We start from the raw sequence: 19,725 nt of genomic DNA, 5'->3' as shown, positions 1-19,725 counted from the left end.
CCTGCTGATCTTTTGCGCCGATCGCCTTCGCTTTTCGCGGCGCGCCAATGCACCGGTTTCAGGCGCGCGGCGCGCCCGCACCGCACATTCGCTGGGCAAACGCGCACGCAAATCGCCCGGAAGGGGTGACAGCAGACTGGCATCCGCGACGATTCGATCCGCGGAGAAATCCGGTCTCGCAGGGTAATAACCGACTTTCTGACGTCATGATTCCCGTGTAGCCTGCTCGCATGTCGATCGTCGCTTACGCAGTTTTCTGTTGTGCGCAGGCCGTCAGGGCCCGTGCCGTCGGTTTCTCCGCGTTGTACCTTCGCTGCGCTGTGCGCCGTGTTTCGCGTCGCAATCTCCCGCGCCACGACCCGCACCGAATTTCCCGCTTTCAGGCCGTTCATCGCAACCCCGTCATTGGCACATATGGTGCTGTTTGTCCGTGCACATCCGGTGCACGCGCCGACGTGCGGTTCATTGCCTAAATGTGAAGCCATGCATACTCTTTTGAGCACCCGTCTTACCCGCGCCGCGCTGAAAGCGGCGCGTCCCGCGCGCCGCCATATGATGCGGGCGCTGCGCCATCATGCCGCGCGCACCCGCGCGCTCGGCGAGCAGTGGCGCGACGCGAAGGCCGTCGACGGCTTTCGGACCTGGTTCCATACGTTCTTCTCGGCGCTACGCCAGCAGAGCGGCACGCGCCGTCTGTCGCTGCGCACGCTGCTGCGCAAACCGACACCGTTGCGCCTCGCGGTCGCGAAACGCGCGCCGACGGTGCGCACGCCTGCGAGCCGCCGACCGCGTCGCCTGTTGACGAGCAGCGGCGGGTGGTTCGCGTTTGCGTTTGCGTTTGCGAGCCGGTGAGATTGCTGGGCCGGTGAGTTGCAGTTGCGCGTTGGTGGCTAGACCGCTGATCTGCCGACCGGCTGGCCGTTCACCGCTGGGCTGACTTCGAGCACCGCAAGACTTCGAGCGCGCCGCCTCGACGACGTGCTTCGCGCGGCGGCATCGCTACGCCATCGATAGACAAAGCAAAACCCCGCCGGCTCACGCCGGCGGGGTTTGTTTGCTTTCAAGCGGCGACCGGCTCGCGCTTATTCGGCAAGCGCCGCGACCGGCTCAGTGCCTGCCGCTTCGGCGAGTGCGAGCGCCTTGTCGGTGGCTTCCCACGTGAATTCCGGCTCTTCGCGGCCGAAATGACCATACGCCGCGCTCTTCTCGTAGACCGGGCGCAGCAGGTCGAGCATCTGGATGATGCCCTTCGGACGCAGGTCAAAATGCTGACGCACGAGTTCCGTGATCGTCGCATCCGACACGCGGCCGGTGCCGAACGTGTTGACCATCACCGAGGTGGGCTGGGCGACGCCGATCGCGTACGACACCTGGATCAGGCAGCGCGATGCGAGGCCCGCGGCCACGATGTTCTTGGCGACGTAACGGCCGGCGTACGCTGCCGAGCGGTCCACCTTCGACGGATCCTTGCCCGAGAATGCACCGCCGCCGTGCGGCGCCGCGCCGCCGTACGTATCGACGATGATCTTGCGGCCCGTCAGACCGCAATCGCCCTGCGGACCGCCGATCACGAAACGACCGGTCGGGTTCACGAGGAACTTGATGTCACCCTTGATCAGCTCGGCCGGCAGCGTCGGCTTGATCACTTCCTCGATCACCGCTTCGCGCAGCGTGTCGAGCTCGATGTCCGGCGAATGCTGGGTGGACAGTACGACGGTGTCGATCGAATACGGCTTGCCGTCGACGTAGCGCACGGTGACCTGCGACTTGGCATCCGGACGCAGCCAGGGCAGACGGCCGTCGCGGCGCAGATTCGCCTGACGCTCGACGAGGCGGTGCGACAGGTGGATCGGCAGCGGCATCAGTTCCGGCGTTTCCTCGCACGCGTAACCGAACATCAGGCCCTGGTCGCCCGCGCCTTGATCGAGGTTGTTGTCGTGCGCGCGGTCCACGCCCTGGGCGATGTCCGGCGACTGCTTGTCGTAGGCGACGAGCACCGCGCAGCCGCGGTAGTCGATGCCGTAGTCGGTGTTGTCGTAGCCGATGCGCTTGATCGTGTTGCGCGCGATCTGGATGTAGTCGACGTTCGCGGTGGTGGTGATTTCACCGGCCAGCACGACGAGACCCGTGTTGCACAGCGTTTCGGCCGCGACACGCGAGTACTTGTCTTGAGCGAGGATGGCGTCGAGGATCGCGTCCGAGATCTGGTCCGCGACTTTGTCGGGATGGCCTTCGGAAACGGATTCGGAAGTGAAGAGATAGTCGTTTGCCACGTTGCAGACTCCTGTTAGTGGTTACGGTTGCGTTCCACGTAGCCGACTTCGGGAGTCTGAAGCGGCGACGCTTTAGCGGATTACCTGACCGATGGACGCATAACCCATGAAAACCCATGGACCGCACCCGCCGGCTTCGCCCCGCAAGTTGTCTATTAACTCGGCGAAGCCCTTATTATAGCGACTTCCTTTGAATGTCACAGAGTCGAAACGAGTGCGGTCTCACGTCAATTTTTCCGCTTTCCACGATTTCGCCCCCTGCGGCGCCGCGCGCCTGGAGGCTGCATGCTGAGCCGCTACGGCGCGAAGCTCGCGATCGGGCTGCTCAAACTCTTTGCGCTGTTGCCTTACGGATTCGTCGCCCGTCTCGGTGACGGGCTCGGCTGGCTGCTCTACCAGATCCCGAGCCGTCGCAAGCGCATCGTTCATACGAATCTGAAGCTGTGCTTCCCCGACTGGAGCGACGAGCGCCGCGAGGACGTCGCGCAAAAGCACTTCCGTCATGCGATCCGCAGCTATCTCGAGCGCAGCGTGCAATGGTTCGGCTCGGCGAAGAAGCTCGAAAAGCTGATCCAGCTCGACAGCGCGATCGACCTGACGGATCCGAACCTGCCGCCCACATTGTTTCTCGGCTTTCATTTTGTCGGCATCGAGGCCGGTTCGATCTTTCTGAACTACTCGCTGAAGCGCCAGTGCGGCTCGCTCTATCAGCCGATGTCGAATCAGGAGTTCGAGGAAGTCGCGAAAGCAGCGCGCGCGCGTTTCGGCGCGGACATGGCGAGCCGCGCGGACAGCGCGCGCGTCGTGCTGCGCTGGCTGCGCGAACGCAAACCGGTGATGCTCGGCGCGGACATGGACTACGGCGCGCGCAATTCGACGTTCGTGCCGTTCTTCGGCGTGCCGACCTGCACGCTGACCGCAGTCGGCCGTCTCGCCAAGGTCGGGCACGCGCAGGTCGTACCGTTCATCGGCGAGGTGCTGCCGAACTACAAGGGCTACCGGCTCAAGGTCTTTAAACCTTGGGACGACTATCCGACCGGCGACGATGACGCTGATGCGCGACGCATGAACGAGTTTCTCGAAGAGCAGATTCCGCTGATGCCCGAGCAGTATTACTGGGTGCACAAGCGGTTCAAGACACGCCCGCCGGGGGTGCCGGGGGTGTATTGAAGGTGGGGCTGGGCTCCTTGCATGCCGTACCGTTTCCGATGTGCCAACGTGTATCATCTGCTATTGGCCGAGCACGGCTCCAATGGGTGATTCACCCAACGGCGGTGAGGCCGGGATTTTCGGCTCCGCCCGCACGCGCGAAGCCCTACGCAGCAACGGATACACGGAAAACGTGAAGCTCAAATTCACCAAAATGCACGGCGCGGGCAACGACTTCGTCGTACTCGACGGCTATACCCAACCGGTTGATCTAACCACGGCGCAGGTGCGCGCGTTGGCGAACCGCCATTTCGGCGTCGGCGCCGACCAGTTGCTGCTGGTCGAAAAGCCGACCGTCGAAGGCGTCGATTTCAGATATCGCATCTTCAATTGCGACGGCGGCGAGGTCGAACACTGCGGCAACGGCGCGCGCTGCTTCGTCAAGTTCGTGCGCGAGCGCGGCCTCACCGACCAGCGCAGCGTGCGCGTGCAGGTCCAGAAAGGCACGATCACGCTGACGATGCAGGACAACGGCGAAGTGATCGTCGACATGGGCACGCCCGTGTTCGATCCCGAACTCGTGCCGTTCGCGACCAAGGGTCTGCAAGGCCGCCGCGAAGGCGAGGATACGCTCTGGCCGCTCGACGTGAACGGCACGACGCGCTGGATGTCGGTGGTGTCGATGGGCAATCCGCACGCCGTGCAGGTCGTCGACGATGCCGAGGTGTTCCCGGTGCTCGCCGAAGGTCCGGCCATCGAGCGGCACACGCGCTTCCCGCAGCGGGTCAACGCGGGCTTCATGCAGATCGTCGACCGCAACGAGATCAGGCTGCGCGTCTACGAACGCGGCGCGGGCGAAACGCTCGCGTGCGGCACCGGCGCGTGCGCGGCGGTCGCGGCCGGCATCCGGCGCGGGCTGCTGGATTCGCCGGTGCTCGTACATACGCACGGCGGCGATCTGACCATCACGTGGGACAGCGCGCACCCAGGCGCGCCGCTGCTGATGGCCGGCCCCGCAGTTACCGTCTTCGAAGGGGAGATCGAGTTGGCCGAAGAGGCGTCGAGCGCCTCGTCGGACTCGACGCAGCACAATCCGTCCAGCCCGGCCGACATGGCGCCCTCCGTCTAACTCATTGACCGACGCGCCGCCGTGAGGCGGCCGTCCCGTAGTCCTCTAGCCGAAACCATGAACGATCGCGAAGTCGCCGAATACCTGCTCGCCAATCCCGAATTCTTCGTCGAACACGCGGAAACGCTCGCGACGATCCGGCTCGCGAACCCGCACGGCAAAGCCGCGGTGTCGCTGCAGGAGCGGCAGATGGAGATGCTGCGCGACAAGAACAAGCATCTGGAGCGGCGTCTTGCCGAACTGCTGCGCTACGGTCACGAGAACGACAGCATCGCGTCGAAATTCAACCGCTGGACCATCCGTGTGATGGCCGAGCGCGATCCCTACGCGCTGCCGCGCACGATCGCCGGCGGTCTGCGCGACATCTTCGACGTGCCGCAAGCGGCTCTGCGCGTGTGGGACGTCGCCGAGCCGTATGCGCAGGCGGACTTCGCGCGCCACGTCAGCGAGGAAGTGCGGATTTTCGCGGGCAGCCTGAGCACGCCGTACTGCGGCGCGAACACCGGCTTCGAGGCCGCGCAATGGCTCGCGCAAGCTGCGGCCGCGTCCCACGGGACGACCAACCCGGCGGCAAGCGCGACAACGAGCGCGACCGACGAGCTCGGCGTCGCCTCGAACGGGTCGGCGCAGAGCACCGAATCGATCGCGCTGCTCGCGCTGCGCGACCCCGACGGCGCCGAAGACGCGCCGACGTTCGGCCTGCTCGTGATGGGCTCATCCGACCCGCGGCGCTTCCACGAAGGCATGGCCACCGATTTCCTCACGCAGATCGGCGCGCTCGCGAGCGCCGCGCTGAGCCGGCTGCTGCCGCGCTGAGCCGCGCCACGCAACGTCACCGCGTACCGTGACCGCCGCCGACCCGATCGCCGCCTACCTGTCGCATCTCGAGCACGAGCGGCGGCTGTCGGCGCACACGCTGCGCGGCTACACGCATGAACTCGCGGAACTGAAGCAACTCGCCAAAGGCCGAGCGCTCGAAAGCCTCACCGCCGTCGACATCCGCGGCGCCGTCGCGCGCGCGCATGCGGGCGGTCTCACCGCGCGGTCGATCGGCCATCGGCTGTCGGCATGGCGGGCGTTTTATCGCTGGCTCGCGGGCCGCGTCGAGTTGCCGGCCAATCCGGTCGCCGCGGTGCGCGCGCCGAAGCAGGCGAAAATGCTGCCGAAGGCGCTTTCCGTCGACGACACCGCGCGCCTGATGGACAGCCCGCCCGCCGACTCGCCCGAAGGCCTGCGCGATCACGCGATGCTCGAGCTGTTCTACTCGTCGGGCCTGCGCCTCGCCGAACTGGTCGGCCTCGACGTGCGTTTCGCCGATGTCGACGGCTATCGCTCGGCCGGCTGGCTGAAACTCGATTCCGGCGAAGTCGAAGTGCTCGGCAAAGGCAACCGGCGGCGCGTCGTGCCGGTGGGCAGCAAGGCTGTGGCGGCGCTGAACGCATGGCTCGCGGTGCGCGAACCGATGGTCCGCCACGATCCGCATCCGCTGTTCCTGTCGGCGCGCGGCAACCGGCTGTCGCCGAACGTCGTGCGCGAGCGCGTGAAGCGCGCGGCGCTCGCCGCCGGCATTCCGGCCAACGTGCATCCGCACGTGCTGCGCCATTCGTTCGCGACGCACGTGCTGCAGTCGAGCGGCGATCTGCGCGCCGTGCAGGAACTGCTCGGCCACGCGAGCATCACCGCGACGCAGGTTTATACGGGCCTCGATTTCCAGCACCTCGCCCACGTCTACGACAGCGCGCATCCTCGCGCAAAGAAACGCAACTGATCACGCGACTGACGCCGCGCGCCACGACGCGCCGCCTTCGCTTGCACCTTACCTACACCTGATGAATACCCTTACGCTCAAACCGTCGAAAGAAAAATCGCTGCTGCGCCGCCATCCGTGGGTTTATGCCAATGCGATCGAGCACGTCGACGGCCGCCCCGCGCCCGGCGCGACCGTGCTCGTGCGCGCGCACGATGGCCGCTTTCTCGCCCGCGCCGCCTACAGCCCGCACTCGCAGATCCGCGCGCGCGTCTGGAGCTTCGACGAAGCCGAGCCGATCGATCACGCGTTCTTCAAGCGCCGCGTTCAGCGCGCGTTCGCGCATCGTCAGGCGATGGTGCGCGACACGGGCGCCGTGCGGCTGATCTTCGGGGAGGCGGACGGTCTGCCGGGCCTGATCGTCGATTACTACGTCGCCGAGGACGCGGATCAGCGCAGCCAGATCGTCTGTCAGTTCATGGCGGCCGGCGTCGAAGCGTGGAAGGACGCGATCGTCGCGGCGCTGGTCGGCGCGACCGGCTGCCCGAACGTCTACGAGCGCTCGGACGTGTCGATCCGTCAGAAGGAAGGGCTCGAGCAGATCACCGGCGTGCTCGCGGGCGAGCCGCCTTCCGAGAAGCTGATCGCGAGCGAAAACGGCGTGCGCTATCACGTCGACGTGCGCAACGGCCACAAGACCGGCTTCTATGTCGACCAGCGCGATAACCGTTTGCTCGTGCAGCAGTTCGCGAAAGAGCGCGACGTGCTGAACTGCTTCTGCTACACCGGCGGCTTTTCGCTCGCGGCGCTCAAGGGTGGCGCAAAGCGCGTGGTGTCGGTCGATTCGTCGGGTGAAGCGCTCGCGCTCGCGCAGCAGAACGTCGCGGCCAACGGCTTCGACGCCGACCGCGCGACCTGGCTCGACGCCGACGCGTTCAAGACATTGCGGCGCCTCTACGACGAAGGCGAACGCTTCGACCTGATCGTGCTCGATCCGCCGAAATTCGCGCCATCGCGCGAGCACGTGGACCGCGCCTCGCGCGCGTACAAGGACATCAATCTGACGGGCCTGAAGCTGCTGCGCCCGGGCGGTTTGCTGTTCACGTACTCGTGCTCGGGCGCGATCGATCCCGAGCTGTTCCAGAAGATCGTGTCGGGCGCGGCCGCCGACGCACGCGTCGACGCTCGCATCCTGAAGCGCCTTGGCGCGGGCGTCGATCATCCGCTGCTCACTGCGTTCCCCGAAGGCGAGTATCTGAAGGGGCTGCTGTTGCAAATCGCCTGATCGCCCTCATTCTCCCGGTGATTGCGCGTGGCGGCGGCGGCGGCTGCGGCCCGCCTCCGCGCAGGCGCCATCAGCCGGCCGCAGCGCGGCCGCCCCTGCGCCCGCCAGGCAAATATGTTTCAATGACCGGCTGGACGAGGCTCGCGCCATCTGGCTGCGGCGGCCCCGCCTAACGCATCTGGCTAGCCTTGCGCTAGCGTCCGATCACGCACCGTTTCACGACTTACAGGCGACCCACATGATTCCAGTCACCATCCTGACCGGCTTTCTCGGCAGCGGCAAGACCACCCTGCTCAAGCGCATCCTGAACGAAAAGCACGGCATGAAGATCGCCGTCATCGAGAACGAGTTCGGCGAAGAGAACATCGACAACGAGATCCTCGTGCAGGACACGAGCGAGCAAATCATCCAGATGAGCAACGGCTGCATCTGCTGCACGATTCGCGGCGACCTGTCGCGCGTGCTCAACGATCTGGCCGCGAAGAAGCAGGCGGGCGAAGTGGACTTCGACCGCGTCGTGATCGAAACCACCGGCCTCGCGAATCCGGGCCCGGTCGCGCAAACCTTCTTCATGGACGACCAGATCGCGAGCGAATTCCTGCTCGACGCGATCATCACGCTGGTCGACGCGAAGCACGCGAACCATCAGCTCGACGAGCACGAAGTGGTGCAGCGCCAGGTCGGTTTCGCGGACCGGCTGTTCATCACGAAGGCCGATCTCGTCGACGAGCGGCACATGGGCGATCTGCGCCACCGTCTGCTGCACATGAACCCGAAGGCGGCGATCAAGGTCGTCAATTTCGGCGAGGCGGACATCAAGGAAATTTTCGATCTGCGCGGCTTCAACCTGAACTCGAAGCTCGAAATCGATCCGGACTTCCTGAGCGAAGACGAACACGCGGATACCCACGCGCACGCGCACGACGAGCACGGCCACACGCAAGGCGACCATGACCACGATCACGCCAATTGCGATCATGACCATGGCCATTGCGATCACGAAGGCCATGATCACGGACATCACCACCATGCGCATCACGACGACAAGATCAAGTCGTTCGTGTACCGCAGCGATCGTCCGTTCGATCCGAACAAGCTCGAAGACTTCCTCGGCGGCATCCTGCAGATCTATGGCGAGCACCTGCTGCGCTACAAGGGCGTGCTGTACATGAAGGGCGTCGATCGCAAGGTCGTGTTCCAGGGCGTGCATCAAATGATGGGCAGCGACCTCGCCGCGAAATGGCAACCGGCCGAGAAGAAGACCAACAAGATGGTGTTCATCGGCATCGAACTGCCGCGCGATCTGATCACCGACGGTCTCGACGCCTGCCTCGCCTGAGCGGGCGCAGCGCCGTCGCGCAAGCAAGCCTCGGGCACACCCACGACACGCCGCGCGCAGCGCGGCATGCGCCGTGCTACTTCTAGTGCGGTGAGACGCCCGCCGCCGACTGCGCGGGCGTGAATCCTCTGCTGAAACTGCGACGCCGCGGCGTCGAGGCCTTTCGAATCCAGGCCATATGAAAAACGCGTGAAAACCCTGCTGTATTAAAGCGTGCACGACCATCGCTTTTTGGCTTTCTGCGCGTTATATTTTCGGGATATCGCAGCGCCGCAGGCCGGCTTTCAGCAGTTGCGGTGCCGTATTGTGATTCAGTTACAATACGTGCCCACTGGAGAATGACAACGAATTGCCCGGTCGCGCGTATCTCGCGACGGGCCTGAAACGGCGCCGGAAAATCTTGTCCGGAGACACGCCGAAAACGCCGGCGGGCATGGCCTGAAAGGGCACGCGCTCGTCGGCGAGCGATGCCTCAGGAGCATGTGTGAATCGGTTTCCAGAGGAGTTCGGCCCCGCAGCGGCGTAGCTAGCAACGCCCGGTGTGTGGGCGCCAGGCGCTTCGGCGTCACGACAGTCCAACGTTCGTGGCCACCCTGCGCTGCGCGTCCGCGCGACGCGTTTGCGGGCAATACGAAAGTGCGGGCCCTATGAGTTTTGCCTCACATTGAAGAAGTAAGCCAGATGACGACGAAACGACTCTTGACCGAAGCCGAAATCCTGAAGATGAGCGACAAGGATTACATGAATGCGGATCAGCTCGCCTTCTTCAAGAACAGGCTCGAACAGTTGCAGGCGGACATTCTCCGCAATGCCGGCCAGACGACCGAGAACCTGCGCGAAACGGTCATCGTGCCGGACCCGGCCGATCGCGCCACGATCGAGGAAGAGCATGCGCTCGAACTGCGCACGCGCGACCGCGAACGCAAGCTGCTGAAGAAGGTGCAGCAATCGATCGCGCGAATCGAGGCGGGCGACTATGGCTGGTGCGAGGAAACCGGCGAGCCGATCGGCATTCCGCGTCTGCTCGCGCGGCCCACGGCTACGCTGTCGCTCGAAGCCCAGGAGCGCCGCGAACTGCGCCAGAAGCTGTTCGGCGACTGATTATCTGCGGCGCGGCTTCGGCTTAGCGCCCTGAAAACGCTGCTTCGTCGAGAGGCGCACGGTGAACCGTGCGCCTTTTCTTTTTGCGCGACATCCGCGCATGCTCCGCCATCCGTCCCGCCCCGCCGTCCCTTCCCGCCTCGTTTCTCAGGCTCCCTGAGCGGATTTTCAGTTTTTCGTCCTAGGCCTTCCGGCGGATCTTGATATGACCGCGTGCGCCCTAAAATAGATCGGACATGCGCTCACGAGCGCGCCAGCCGGCGCGCCGTCCGCTGACTGGATTCATGCGGTAGCGCACGGCGCTGCCGCGTCCTACCCGTTTTGCAAAGAGGAACGCATATGGAGCAATTTCACGGCACGACGATCGTTTCCGTGCGCCGCGGCAACAAGGTGGCGCTCGGCGGCGACGGCCAGGTCACGCTCGGCAACATCGTCATGAAAGGCGGCGCGAAGAAGGTCCGGCGCATCTACAACGGCAAGGTGCTGGTCGGCTTCGCCGGCGGCACGGCGGATGCCTTCTCGCTGCTCGACCGCTTCGAGGCGAAGCTGGAAAAACATCAGGGCAATCTGACGCGCGCGGCCGTGGAGCTCGCGAAAGACTGGCGCACCGACCGCATGCTGCGTCGTCTCGAGGCGATGCTGATCGCCGCGGACGCGACCACCACGCTCGTCATCACCGGCAACGGCGACGTGCTCGATCCCGAAGGCGGCATCTGTGCGATCGGCTCGGGCGGTGCGTACGCGCAGGCGGCCGCGAAGGCGCTTGCCGACAACACCGAGCTGTCGCCGCGCGACATCGTGGAGAAGTCGCTGGAAATCGCCGGCGACATGTGCATCTATACGAACCATAACCGCGTCATTGAGACGATCGAGTAAGGACCCATCGATGAGCACCATGACCCCCGCCGAGATCGTCTCGGAACTCGACAAACACATCATCGGCCAAGGCCGCGCGAAGAAGGCCGTGGCGGTCGCGCTGCGCAACCGCTGGCGCCGTCAACAGGTCGACGAACCGCTGCGCCAGGAAATCACGCCGAAGAACATCCTGATGATCGGACCGACCGGTGTCGGCAAGACCGAAATCGCGCGGCGTCTCGCGAAGCTCGCGGACGCGCCGTTCATCAAGATCGAAGCGACCAAATTCACCGAAGTCGGCTACGTGGGCCGCGACGTCGACAGTATCGTGCGCGACCTGATCGAAATTTCGGTCAAGCAGACCCGCGAAACCGAAATGCGCAAAGTGCGGACCAAGGCCGGCGATCTGGCCGAAGACCGAATCCTCGACATCCTGCTACCAACCGCACGGCCGGTCGGCTTCGGTTCGAGCTCGAGCTCGATCGACACCGCCGATGAAGGCAGCACGACGCGTCAAACGTTCCGCAAGCGCCTGCGCGAAGGCCAGCTCGACGACAAGGAAATCGAGCTCGACGTCGAACAGCCGCAGGTCGGCATGGACATCATGGGGCCGCCGGGCATGGAAGACATGACCGAGCAGATCCGCTCGATGTTCGCCAACATCGGCGGCGGCAAGAAGATGCGCCGCAAGATGAAGGTCAAGGAAGCGCTGAAGGTGCTCACCGACGAAGAAGCCGGCAAGATGCTCAACGACGAAGAGGTGAAGAGCAAGGCGGTGCAAAACGTCGAGCAGAACGGCATCGTGTTCCTCGACGAAATCGACAAGATCGCGTCGCGCAACGAAGCGGGCGGCGGTGAAGTGTCCCGTCAGGGCGTGCAGCGCGATCTGCTGCCGCTCGTCGAAGGCACGACGATCAACACCAAGTACGGCATGGTGAAGACCGATCACGTCCTGTTCATCGCGAGCGGCGCGTTTCATCTCGCGAAGCCGAGCGATCTGATTCCCGAGCTGCAGGGACGCTTCCCGATTCGCGTCGAGCTCGATTCGCTGTCGGTCAACGACTTCGAATCGATCCTCGTGTCGACGGACGCGAGCCTCGTCAAGCAATACCAGGCCCTGCTCGCGACCGAAGACGTGCACCTCGAATTCGCCGACGACGGCATCCGCCGTCTCGCCGAGATCGCGTACTCGGTCAACGAGAAGACCGAGAACATCGGCGCGCGGCGTCTTTATACGGTGATTGAAAAACTGCTCGAAGAAGTGTCGTTCTCGGCCGGCAATCATTCGGGCCATGCAGTGCAGATCGACGCGGCGTATGTCGATAGCGCGTTGAACGAAATCGCCGAAGACGAGGATCTGTCGCGCTACGTGCTTTGACATGCGCGGTGACAGCCGCGAAGCGCTGATGCATGAAAAACGGGCTGCCTTCGCATAGGCAGCCCGTTTTGTTTTGTGCCGCCCTTCCCGCGGCGGCGCCTCGAACAGCCAACGCCGCGCCAGAAGATCGCCGCCTACTGCTTCACCGGCCGCTTCGCCAACTTGCGCTGCAACGTGCGCCGATGCATGTTCAACGCGCGCGCGGTCGCCGAGATATTGCCGTTGTGTTCTGCGAGCACACGCTGGATATGCTCCCATTCGAGCCGCGCCACCGACAGCGGCTGCGGATGCTCGATCGCCTCCTCGGCCTGCAACGCGCTCGCCTCGCTTTGCAGCGCCGACAGGATCGTCTCGACGTTGGCGGGCTTTGCGAGATAGTTGTCGGCGCCGTCCTTGACCGCCTGCACCGCGGTGGCGATGCTCGCGTAGCCGGTCAGCACGAGCATGCGCGCATCGGGCTGCAGATCGCGTAACGGCGCGACGAGCGTCAGGCCGGAGTCGTTGCCGAGATGCAGGTCCACGGTGATCTCGCTGAATTTCTGCTGATTCGCGAGCCGGATCGCCTCGTCCGCGTTGTGTGCCTCGGTCACCGTGTAGCCGCGCCGCGTCAAGCCGCGCGCGAGGATGCCGGAGAACACTTCGTCGTCGTCGATCACCAGAAAATTCTTCTCGCTCATGCCTGTTTCTCCGTGTTGGATGGCGCGGCGCCATGTGGGCCCGCTCCGGAAATCTTGCGCGCGGCGAGCGGTAGTCGCAGCACCGCTCGCGTGCCGCGCGGCCGTCCGCCGTTGGCGTCGGTCAGCTCGATCGATCCCTTCAGACGCGCCGCCGCCGAAAACGCCAGATACAGGCCGACGCCGTGACCGCCCTGCGTGCTCTCCACCGGCATCGCGCCGAGCGAGCCGCGCAGCGCGGCCGGAATGCCCGGACCGTGGTCGCACACTTCGAACACGATCTGGTCGCCGCGTGACGCGAGCACGCAGGACAGTGTCACGTGATCGCGGCTCGCGCGCGCGGCGTTGTCGAGCAGGATCGTCAGTATCTGGCTAACGGCCACCGTGTCGTTGAGACTGACATCGGCGGGCGGTGTGCCAAGCCGCTCGAACTTCACGTGAGGATGGCGCAGGCGCCATTGCCCGGCAAACGATTCGAGCCATTCGTCGACCGGCTGGCGGTTCGTCGTGGTCGTTGCGCGGCTGCGCAACCGCGCGAGCGCCGACGTGCACAACATCATCTGCTGCTCGAGCAGCTCGAGATCGGCGCGGTAGGGGGCGAGTCCCGCGTCGGTCCGCGCCGCGTCGCGCAATTCTTCGGACAACATCGCGATTGTAGACAGAGGGGTGCCGATTTCGTGGGCCACGGTGGCCGCCTGCACGCCGAGCGCGACCGCCCGTTCGTCGTGGAGCAAGCGCTGCTGCGCTTCTCCAAGCGCTGCGTCACGTAGCCGCAGCGCTCGGGACATGCGCGCGACGAACCACGCAATCAGCCCCACGCTGACCATGAAGTTGACCCACATGCCCGAGCGGTAGTAGTCGAACAGGTTGGCGGGATTCTCGAGATTGAGCGGCACGGAATCGAAACTGAGCATCGCGTAGCAGGCGACCGCGAACGCCGCGAGCCAGGCCATCAGATACCACGGCAGCACGGCCGCCGCGATCGCAAGCGATGGCAGGTACAGCGACACGAACGGGTTGGTGGTGCCGCCGGACAGGAATAGCAGCGCCGACAACGCCCCAAGATCGACCCAGATCTGCCCGAACAGCTCGAGGTTGGACTCGGGACGCTGCTGCGACACGCGCCACCACGTGAGCGCGTTGAACAGCACTTCGAGCCCGATCACGAGCAGCATCGCGGGCAACGGCAGATTGGCGCCGATGAAGATCTGCACGAACGCGATCGTCAGCAGCTGACCGATGATCGCGAGGCTGCGCAGCCAGAACAGATGACCGAGATTGACGCGGCCGGTGTTGGTTATACGGTGCATGACCCTAGTCTACCCGTTACGCCGCCGCGGCCCGAGCCAGTGGCGCCGCGGCAGATGAAGCCCGTTGCTTCGCCGCCGCGGCCAAACTGCACCCTCTCGACGACGCCCGCCATTATTGGCCCACTCGACCCGGGAAACGCCGTCGCACAATTCCGCGCCGGCTACACGCTGCGGATGGCCAGCCGGCACGCCGAGGCGATCGCCGCGGATCGGCAGCCGCGGTTCGGCGAATGGGAGCCGGCGCTGGAAGCGATTGTGCGCGATCTGCGGGCGCGGGTGGCGCAGCATCGCCGCGCGTCGGCGGTTTCTGATCGGCCCCGGGGCAAATCCGACCATCACGGCCGCTCATGCTCACTCGCCTCGTGTGTCGCCTGTGCAATCTCCGCGGCCAGACACTCCGGGCACAGACACCGGCCGCCTGGCTTTAACCGCTCGACCGGTAGCGGCGGCAGCGCGCGGCACCAGCAGTTGGACGGCTCAGTCTGCATGCCGCAGTCGAAAGCATTGCCGCAGCGCGGACAGCGTGCGCTGCGTTCGGAGCGGGGGGAAGACGATTTCATCGCAGATCGGCGCTCAGGGCCGGGGACATTGATCAAGCCATGATGCCATGACTGACACGCTCAGGTGCAGTCGTCCGTTCGGCCAATGCACAGCCGTCACGCAAGTGCGTTACGCTTGCTGTTCGCCACCCCCGCGGCCCGTCATGGTGCGGTACGCCAAGCCTGCACCGCCCGTCGCTCGCGCCGCGGCCGAAAACCCTGTTGCAGCGCGCCAGTCCTGTACAATTCGCGCTGTTTCAACTGTTCCGTGCCCGAGCCTGCCGCCATGTCCGAGCTTCCCGACCTCTCGCAGATTGCGCCCACCCTGAAAGCCGAAATTCTGGCCGAGGCGCTGCCTTACATCCGTCAGTATCACGGTAAGACCGTGGTCATCAAATACGGCGGCAACGCCATGACCGAAGAGCGTCTGAAGCAGGGCTTCGCGCGCGACGTGATTCTGCTGAAGCTGGTCGGCATCAACCCGGTCATCGTGCACGGCGGCGGTCCGCAAATCGACCAGGCGCTTAAGAAAATCGGCAAACAGGGCACGTTCATTCAGGGCATGCGCGTCACCGACGAAGAGACGATGGAAGTCGTCGAATGGGTGCTCGGGGGCGAGGTGCAGCAGGACATCGTGATGCTGATCAACCACTTCGGCGGCCACGCGGTCGGCCTGACCGGCAAGGATGGCGGCCTGATCCACGCGCGCAAGATGCTGATGCCCGATCGCGAAACTCCGGGCCAGTACGTCGACATCGGCCAGGTCGGCGAAGTCGAGTCGATCAACCCGGCGGTCGTGAAGGCGTTGCAGGACGACGCGTTCATTCCGGTCATCTCGCCGATCGGCTTCGGCGAAGACGGCCTGTCGTACAACATCAACGCGGATCTCGTCGCGGGCAAGCTGGCGGTCGTGCTGAACGCCGAAAAGCTCGTCATGATGACCAACATCCCCGGCGTGATGGACAAGGAAGGCAATCTGCTGACTGACCTGTCGGCGCGCGAAATCGACGGTCTGTTCGAAGACGGCACGATCTCCGGCGGCATGCTGCCGAAGATCTCCTCCGCGCTCGATGCGGCGAAGAGCGGCGTGCGCTCGGTGCACATCATCGACGGCCGCATCGAGCACTCGGTGCTGCTCGAAATTCTGACCGAACAGCCGTTCGGCACGATGATCCGCTCGCATTGAGCGTTGCGGCATCCCCGGCACAGGGGTTGCGTCCGAGCGGCGCGACGCCTGTGCCCCACCTCGCGGCGGGCAGCCCATGCGCGCCCCCGAGCGTTGATGTGGCAATCTCTGCGCATCCGCAGCATGAAACGCCCGTCAGCGGCTGAAGAAATCCACCATGCGCACCCCCACTTCGCGGCGCCGCCGTCCTGACCTCGCAGGCGGCAAGCCCGTCTGGCTATTCGATCTCGACAACACGCTGCACCGCGCGTCACATGCCATTTTCCCCGCGATCAATCGCGGCATGACCCAGTACATCATTGACGCGCTGCAAGTCGACATCGACGAAGCCAACCGTCTGCGCACCGGCTACACGCTGCGCTACGGCGCAGCACTGCTCGGTCTCACGCGCCACCATCCGCTCGACGCGCACGACTTCCTGAAGGTCGTGCACACGTTCCCCGACCTCTGCTCGATGATCCGCCACGAGCGCGGCGTCGCGCGTCTGATCGCGGCGCTGCCGGGCCGCAAGATCGTGCTGACCAACGCGCCCGAAACCTACGCGCGCGCGGTGCTCGCCGAGTTGCGCATCGAGCGGCTATTCGAGCGCGTAATCACGATCGAGCACATGCGCGATCGCCGCCAATGGCGCGCGAAGCCCGATCACGCGATGCTGCGCCGCGCGATGCGCGACGCGCACGTGTCGCTGAAAGACGCGATCCTCGTCGAGGACACGCGTTCGCACCTGAAAAACTATCGGCGGCTCGGCATCCGCACCGTGTGGATCACCGGGCACCTGCCGCGCAAGCCGCACGCGGGCGGTGTACCGACGCGCCTGCCGGGCACCGGCCGGCCGCATTATGTCGACCGCAGCATTCGTTCGCTAAAATCGCTACGACCGGGCACGCGCTCGGTTCGATGGAAGGGACGCAAGCCGGGACAGTAGGGACGAAAGCCGCCAACGACATCAGCCGGGGGACCACAGCCATGCAGCCGATCGACAAGCCTGACGAAACCTCAGCCGCAGCCTCCCCCGCGGCGCCGGCCGCCACACGCTTGCCGCGTCCGAAGCCGGGCGAGCGTCGCGTGCACATCCTGCAGACGCTTGCCAGCATGCTCGAGGCGCCGAAGCGCGAGAAGGTCACCACGGCCGCGCTCGCCGCCCGGCTAGGTGTGTCGGAAGCCGCGCTGTATCGCCATTTCGCCAGCAAGGCGCAGATGTTCGAAGGGCTGATCGAGTTCATCGAGCAGACGCTGTTCGGCCTCATCAACCAGATCACCAATCACGAAAACAACGGCGTGCTGCAGGCGCGCGCGATCGCGCTGATGCTGCTCAACTTTCCCGCGAAAAATCCCGGCATGACGCGCGTGCTGACCTGCGAGGCACTGATCGGCGAGCACGAGCGACTCACCGAGCGCGTGAACCAGATGCTCGAACGGGTCGAGGCATCGCTGAAGCAGTGCTTGCGGCTCGCGCAGACCGAAGCGCTTGCCCGTGCGAATAACGACGCCACAGGCAACGCTGGCCCGCAGACCGCACCGCAATCCGCTGCGTTGCCTGCCGACTACGATCCCGCAATTCGCGCGAGCCTGGTGGTGAGCTATGTGATCGGCCGCTGGCATCGCTATGTGCGCAGCGGTTTCGCGCGGCCGCCCGCCGAACACGCGGACGAGCAACTGCTGCTGATTCTTCAGTAATCCGCGAGGACTCGCACCCTTCGCGCGGCATCGCCCGTGCCGCTGCCGCGCGGAATTTTCCGCTATACTTTGCGCCTGATGTTGCCGCGGCCTGCCGATGCATAACGGACCACGCCAAGGCATCCCGAAGCACGTTGCACCCGGTTTCACACCCCTTCACGCGCCGATTTGCTGACTCGATTGCGGGCGCGCGAACCCTTGGCCCCAGGCCCGCGGTTCACTATAAATGCGGCTAAAGAGGTCGTCAGCTGCGCACACCGTCCTTCTCTTCGTGCTTCGCCGACGCCGTTTAGCCGCCCTGTTGACTCAATGGCGGAATGAATGGAATCCATCGGCATCGTCGCTCCCCAAAAAATGCATTTCACCGAGCCGCTGCCATTGCGCAACGGCAGCTCGCTCGCAGGCTACGACCTGATGGTCGAGACCTACGGCACGCTCAATGCCGCGCGCAGCAATGCGGTGCTCGTGTGCCACGCGCTGAACGCATCGCATCATGTGGCGGGCGTGTACGCCGACGATCCGAAGGACATCGGCTGGTGGGACAACATGGTCGGCCCGGGCAAGCCGCTCGATACCGACAGGTTTTTCGTGATCGGCGTGAACAACCTCGGCTCGTGCTTCGGCTCGACCGGGCCGATGAGCATCGACCCCGCGACCGGCAAGCCGTATGGCGCGACCTTTCCGGTCGTCACCGTCGAAGACTGGGTCAACGCTCAGGCGCGCGTCGCCGACGCGTTGGGCATCACGCGCTTTGCCGCCGTGATGGGCGGCAGTCTCGGCGGCATGCAGGCGCTCGCGTGGAGCATGATGTATCCGGAGCGGGTCGCGCATTGCATCGTGGTCGCATCGACGCCGAAACTGTCCGCGCAGAACATCGCGTTCAACGAGGTCGCGCGCTCGGCGATCCTGTCGGACCCCGACTTCCACGGCGGCAACTACTACGCGCACGGCGTGAAGCCGAAGCGCGGCCTGCGCGTCGCGCGGATGATCGGCCACATCACGTATTTGTCGGACGACGACATGGCCGAAAAATTCGGCCGCTCGCTGCGTCGCGCGGAAGGCGCGCTCGATGACTACAACTTCAGCTTCGACGTCGAATTCGAAGTGGAATCGTATCTGCGCTATCAGGGCGACAAGTTCGCCGACTACTTCGACGCGAACACCTACCTGCTGATCACGCGCGCGCTCGACTACTTCGATCCGGCCAAGGCCTTCGACGGCGATCTGACCGCCGCGCTAGCGCACACCACCGCGAAGTATCTAATCGCGAGCTTCTCGACCGACTGGCGTTTCGCGCCGGCACGCTCGCGCGAACTGGTGAAGGCGCTGCTCGACCACAAGCGCACGGTCACCTATGCGGAGATCGACGCGCCGCACGGCCACGACGCCTTCCTGCTCGACGATGCGCGCTATCACAACCTGCTGCGCGCCTACTACGAACGCATTGCAAACGAGGTCAACGCATGAACCAGCGAGCACTTGATTACCTGGCATTGCGCCCGGACTTCCGCGCGATCGCCCGCTGGGTCGAACCGCGCGCGACCGTGCTCGATCTCGGCTGCGCGGACGGCTCGTTGCTGTCGCTGCTGAACGAAGAACTGGACGTGCAGGGCTACGGCATCGAGATCAACGACGCCGGCGTGCTCGCCGCGACGCAGAAGGGCGTCAACGTGATCCAGCAGAATCTCGAAGACGGCCTGCGCCTGTTCGAAGACGGCAGCTTCGATTTCGCGGTGCTGTCGCAGACGCTGCAGACGATTCATCAGACCGCGGCGATCCTGCGCGAGACGGTGCGCGTCGGCAAGCAATGCATTGTGTCGTTTCCGAATTTCGGCTATTGGGCGCATCGGCTGTCGGTGTTGCAGGGGCGTATGCCGGTGTCGAAGTCGCTGCCTTATCAATGGCACAACACGCCGAACGTGCGTGTGCTGACGATCAAGGACTTCGAAGCGCTCGCGCCCGAAGTCGGCATCGAGATTCTCGATCGCGTCGTGCTGCATGACGGACAGGTGGTGCGTTGGGGCGTGAACTGGCGTGGTAGTCTTGCGGTCTATCGCGTCAAGAAAAGCTAACGTCACTTATC

At 64.8% G+C, this 19,725-nt stretch carries 19 protein-coding genes; 15 read left to right on the top strand and 4 right to left on the bottom strand.

The window, feature by feature from the left end; translation table 11 throughout:
- Positions 1 to 483 precede the first annotated feature (483 nt).
- Positions 484 to 852, top strand: a complete 369-nt coding sequence (locus HDG37_RS21670) for a hypothetical protein (RefSeq protein WP_184051165.1) — start codon at positions 484 to 486, stop codon at positions 850 to 852.
- Between the two features lie 230 nt (positions 853 to 1,082).
- Here the strand turns inward: HDG37_RS21670 and metK are convergent, their stop codons facing one another.
- A complete protein-coding gene (gene metK, locus HDG37_RS21665) occupies positions 1,083 to 2,273 on the bottom strand; it encodes a methionine adenosyltransferase (protein WP_184051163.1) in 1,191 nt (396 codons plus the stop codon).
- A gap of 285 nt (positions 2,274 to 2,558) precedes the next feature.
- Between metK and HDG37_RS21660 the strand changes: the two genes are divergently transcribed.
- The 9 genes from HDG37_RS21660 to hslU all read left to right on the top strand — a co-directional run bounded on the left by HDG37_RS21660 (position 2,559) and on the right by hslU (position 12,256).
- Complete coding sequence (locus HDG37_RS21660) at positions 2,559 to 3,443, top strand: lipid A biosynthesis lauroyl acyltransferase (protein ID WP_184051161.1); 885 nt, start codon at positions 2,559 to 2,561, stop codon at positions 3,441 to 3,443.
- Positions 3,444 to 3,615: 172 nt separating this feature from the next.
- Positions 3,616 to 4,551, top strand: coding sequence for a diaminopimelate epimerase (gene dapF, locus HDG37_RS21655; protein ID WP_184051389.1), 936 nt, complete (start codon positions 3,616 to 3,618; stop codon positions 4,549 to 4,551).
- Positions 4,552 to 4,608: 57 nt separating this feature from the next.
- Positions 4,609 to 5,367 (top strand): DUF484 family protein, encoded by a 759-nt coding sequence (locus HDG37_RS21650; RefSeq protein ID WP_184051159.1) that lies wholly within the window; start codon positions 4,609 to 4,611, stop codon positions 5,365 to 5,367.
- Positions 5,368 to 5,395: 28 nt separating this feature from the next.
- On the top strand, positions 5,396 to 6,319 hold the full coding sequence (xerC, locus tag HDG37_RS21645; protein ID WP_184051156.1) for a tyrosine recombinase XerC: 924 nt from the start codon (positions 5,396 to 5,398) through the stop codon (positions 6,317 to 6,319).
- A gap of 61 nt (positions 6,320 to 6,380) precedes the next feature.
- Positions 6,381 to 7,583 carry a class I SAM-dependent rRNA methyltransferase gene (locus HDG37_RS21640; RefSeq protein WP_184051154.1) on the top strand — a complete coding sequence of 401 codons (1,203 nt, stop codon included), beginning with the start codon at positions 6,381 to 6,383 and terminating at the stop codon, positions 7,581 to 7,583.
- A gap of 238 nt (positions 7,584 to 7,821) precedes the next feature.
- A complete protein-coding gene (locus HDG37_RS21635; RefSeq protein WP_184051152.1) occupies positions 7,822 to 8,922 on the top strand; it encodes a GTP-binding protein in 1,101 nt (366 codons plus the stop codon).
- 681 nt (positions 8,923 to 9,603) lie between these two features.
- Positions 9,604 to 10,023, top strand: coding sequence for an RNA polymerase-binding protein DksA (gene dksA, locus HDG37_RS21630; protein WP_090802202.1), 420 nt, complete (start codon positions 9,604 to 9,606; stop codon positions 10,021 to 10,023).
- Positions 10,024 to 10,362: 339 nt separating this feature from the next.
- Entirely contained in the window at positions 10,363 to 10,899 is a 537-nt protein-coding gene (gene hslV / locus HDG37_RS21625; RefSeq protein ID WP_184051150.1) for an ATP-dependent protease subunit HslV, read from the top strand.
- A gap of 10 nt (positions 10,900 to 10,909) precedes the next feature.
- Positions 10,910 to 12,256, top strand: coding sequence for an ATP-dependent protease ATPase subunit HslU (gene hslU / locus HDG37_RS21620; RefSeq protein WP_184051148.1), 1,347 nt, complete (start codon positions 10,910 to 10,912; stop codon positions 12,254 to 12,256).
- 134 nt (positions 12,257 to 12,390) lie between these two features.
- Here the strand turns inward: hslU and HDG37_RS21615 are convergent, their stop codons facing one another.
- The 3 genes from HDG37_RS21615 to HDG37_RS21605 form a co-directional block, all read right to left on the bottom strand.
- Entirely contained in the window at positions 12,391 to 12,933 is a 543-nt protein-coding gene (locus tag HDG37_RS21615) for a response regulator transcription factor (RefSeq protein WP_184025882.1), read from the bottom strand.
- Positions 12,930 to 14,240, bottom strand: a complete 1,311-nt coding sequence (locus HDG37_RS21610) for an ATP-binding protein (protein WP_184051146.1) — start codon at positions 14,238 to 14,240, stop codon at positions 12,930 to 12,932. Before HDG37_RS21610 ends, HDG37_RS21615 begins: the two co-directional genes overlap by 4 nt.
- Positions 14,241 to 14,575: 335 nt before the next feature.
- Positions 14,576 to 14,800 carry a cysteine-rich CWC family protein gene (locus tag HDG37_RS21605; protein WP_090802208.1) on the bottom strand — a complete coding sequence of 75 codons (225 nt, stop codon included), beginning with the start codon at positions 14,798 to 14,800 and terminating at the stop codon, positions 14,576 to 14,578.
- A gap of 265 nt (positions 14,801 to 15,065) precedes the next feature.
- Here HDG37_RS21605 and argB point away from each other — a divergent pair, with 265 nt between their 5' ends.
- The 5 genes from argB (at position 15,066) to metW (ending at position 19,714) form a co-directional block, all read left to right on the top strand.
- Positions 15,066 to 15,965: an acetylglutamate kinase gene (gene argB, locus HDG37_RS21600; RefSeq protein WP_018419098.1), complete on the top strand. Its 900-nt coding sequence runs from the start codon at positions 15,066 to 15,068 to the stop codon at positions 15,963 to 15,965.
- A gap of 157 nt (positions 15,966 to 16,122) precedes the next feature.
- Complete coding sequence (locus HDG37_RS21595; RefSeq protein ID WP_184051144.1) at positions 16,123 to 16,890, top strand: pyrimidine 5'-nucleotidase; 768 nt, start codon at positions 16,123 to 16,125, stop codon at positions 16,888 to 16,890.
- A 41-nt stretch (positions 16,891 to 16,931) separates the two neighbouring features.
- Positions 16,932 to 17,642: a nucleoid occlusion factor SlmA gene (gene slmA, locus HDG37_RS21590; protein ID WP_184051142.1), complete on the top strand. Its 711-nt coding sequence runs from the start codon at positions 16,932 to 16,934 to the stop codon at positions 17,640 to 17,642.
- Positions 17,643 to 17,963: 321 nt separating this feature from the next.
- Entirely contained in the window at positions 17,964 to 19,109 is a 1,146-nt protein-coding gene (locus HDG37_RS21585; RefSeq protein WP_184051140.1) for a homoserine O-acetyltransferase, read from the top strand.
- Positions 19,106 to 19,714 carry a methionine biosynthesis protein MetW gene (metW, locus tag HDG37_RS21580; protein ID WP_090802214.1) on the top strand — a complete coding sequence of 203 codons (609 nt, stop codon included), beginning with the start codon at positions 19,106 to 19,108 and terminating at the stop codon, positions 19,712 to 19,714. Before HDG37_RS21585 ends, metW begins: the two co-directional genes overlap by 4 nt.
- Positions 19,715 to 19,725 lie beyond the last annotated feature (11 nt).

It is taken from the genome of Paraburkholderia sp. MM5384-R2 (assembly GCF_014201025.1).
Taxonomy (GTDB): domain Bacteria; phylum Pseudomonadota; class Gammaproteobacteria; order Burkholderiales; family Burkholderiaceae; genus Paraburkholderia; species Paraburkholderia tuberum.
The sequence above is the reverse complement of the archived record's forward strand: the minus strand, read 5'-3'. Positions and strand labels throughout refer to the sequence as shown.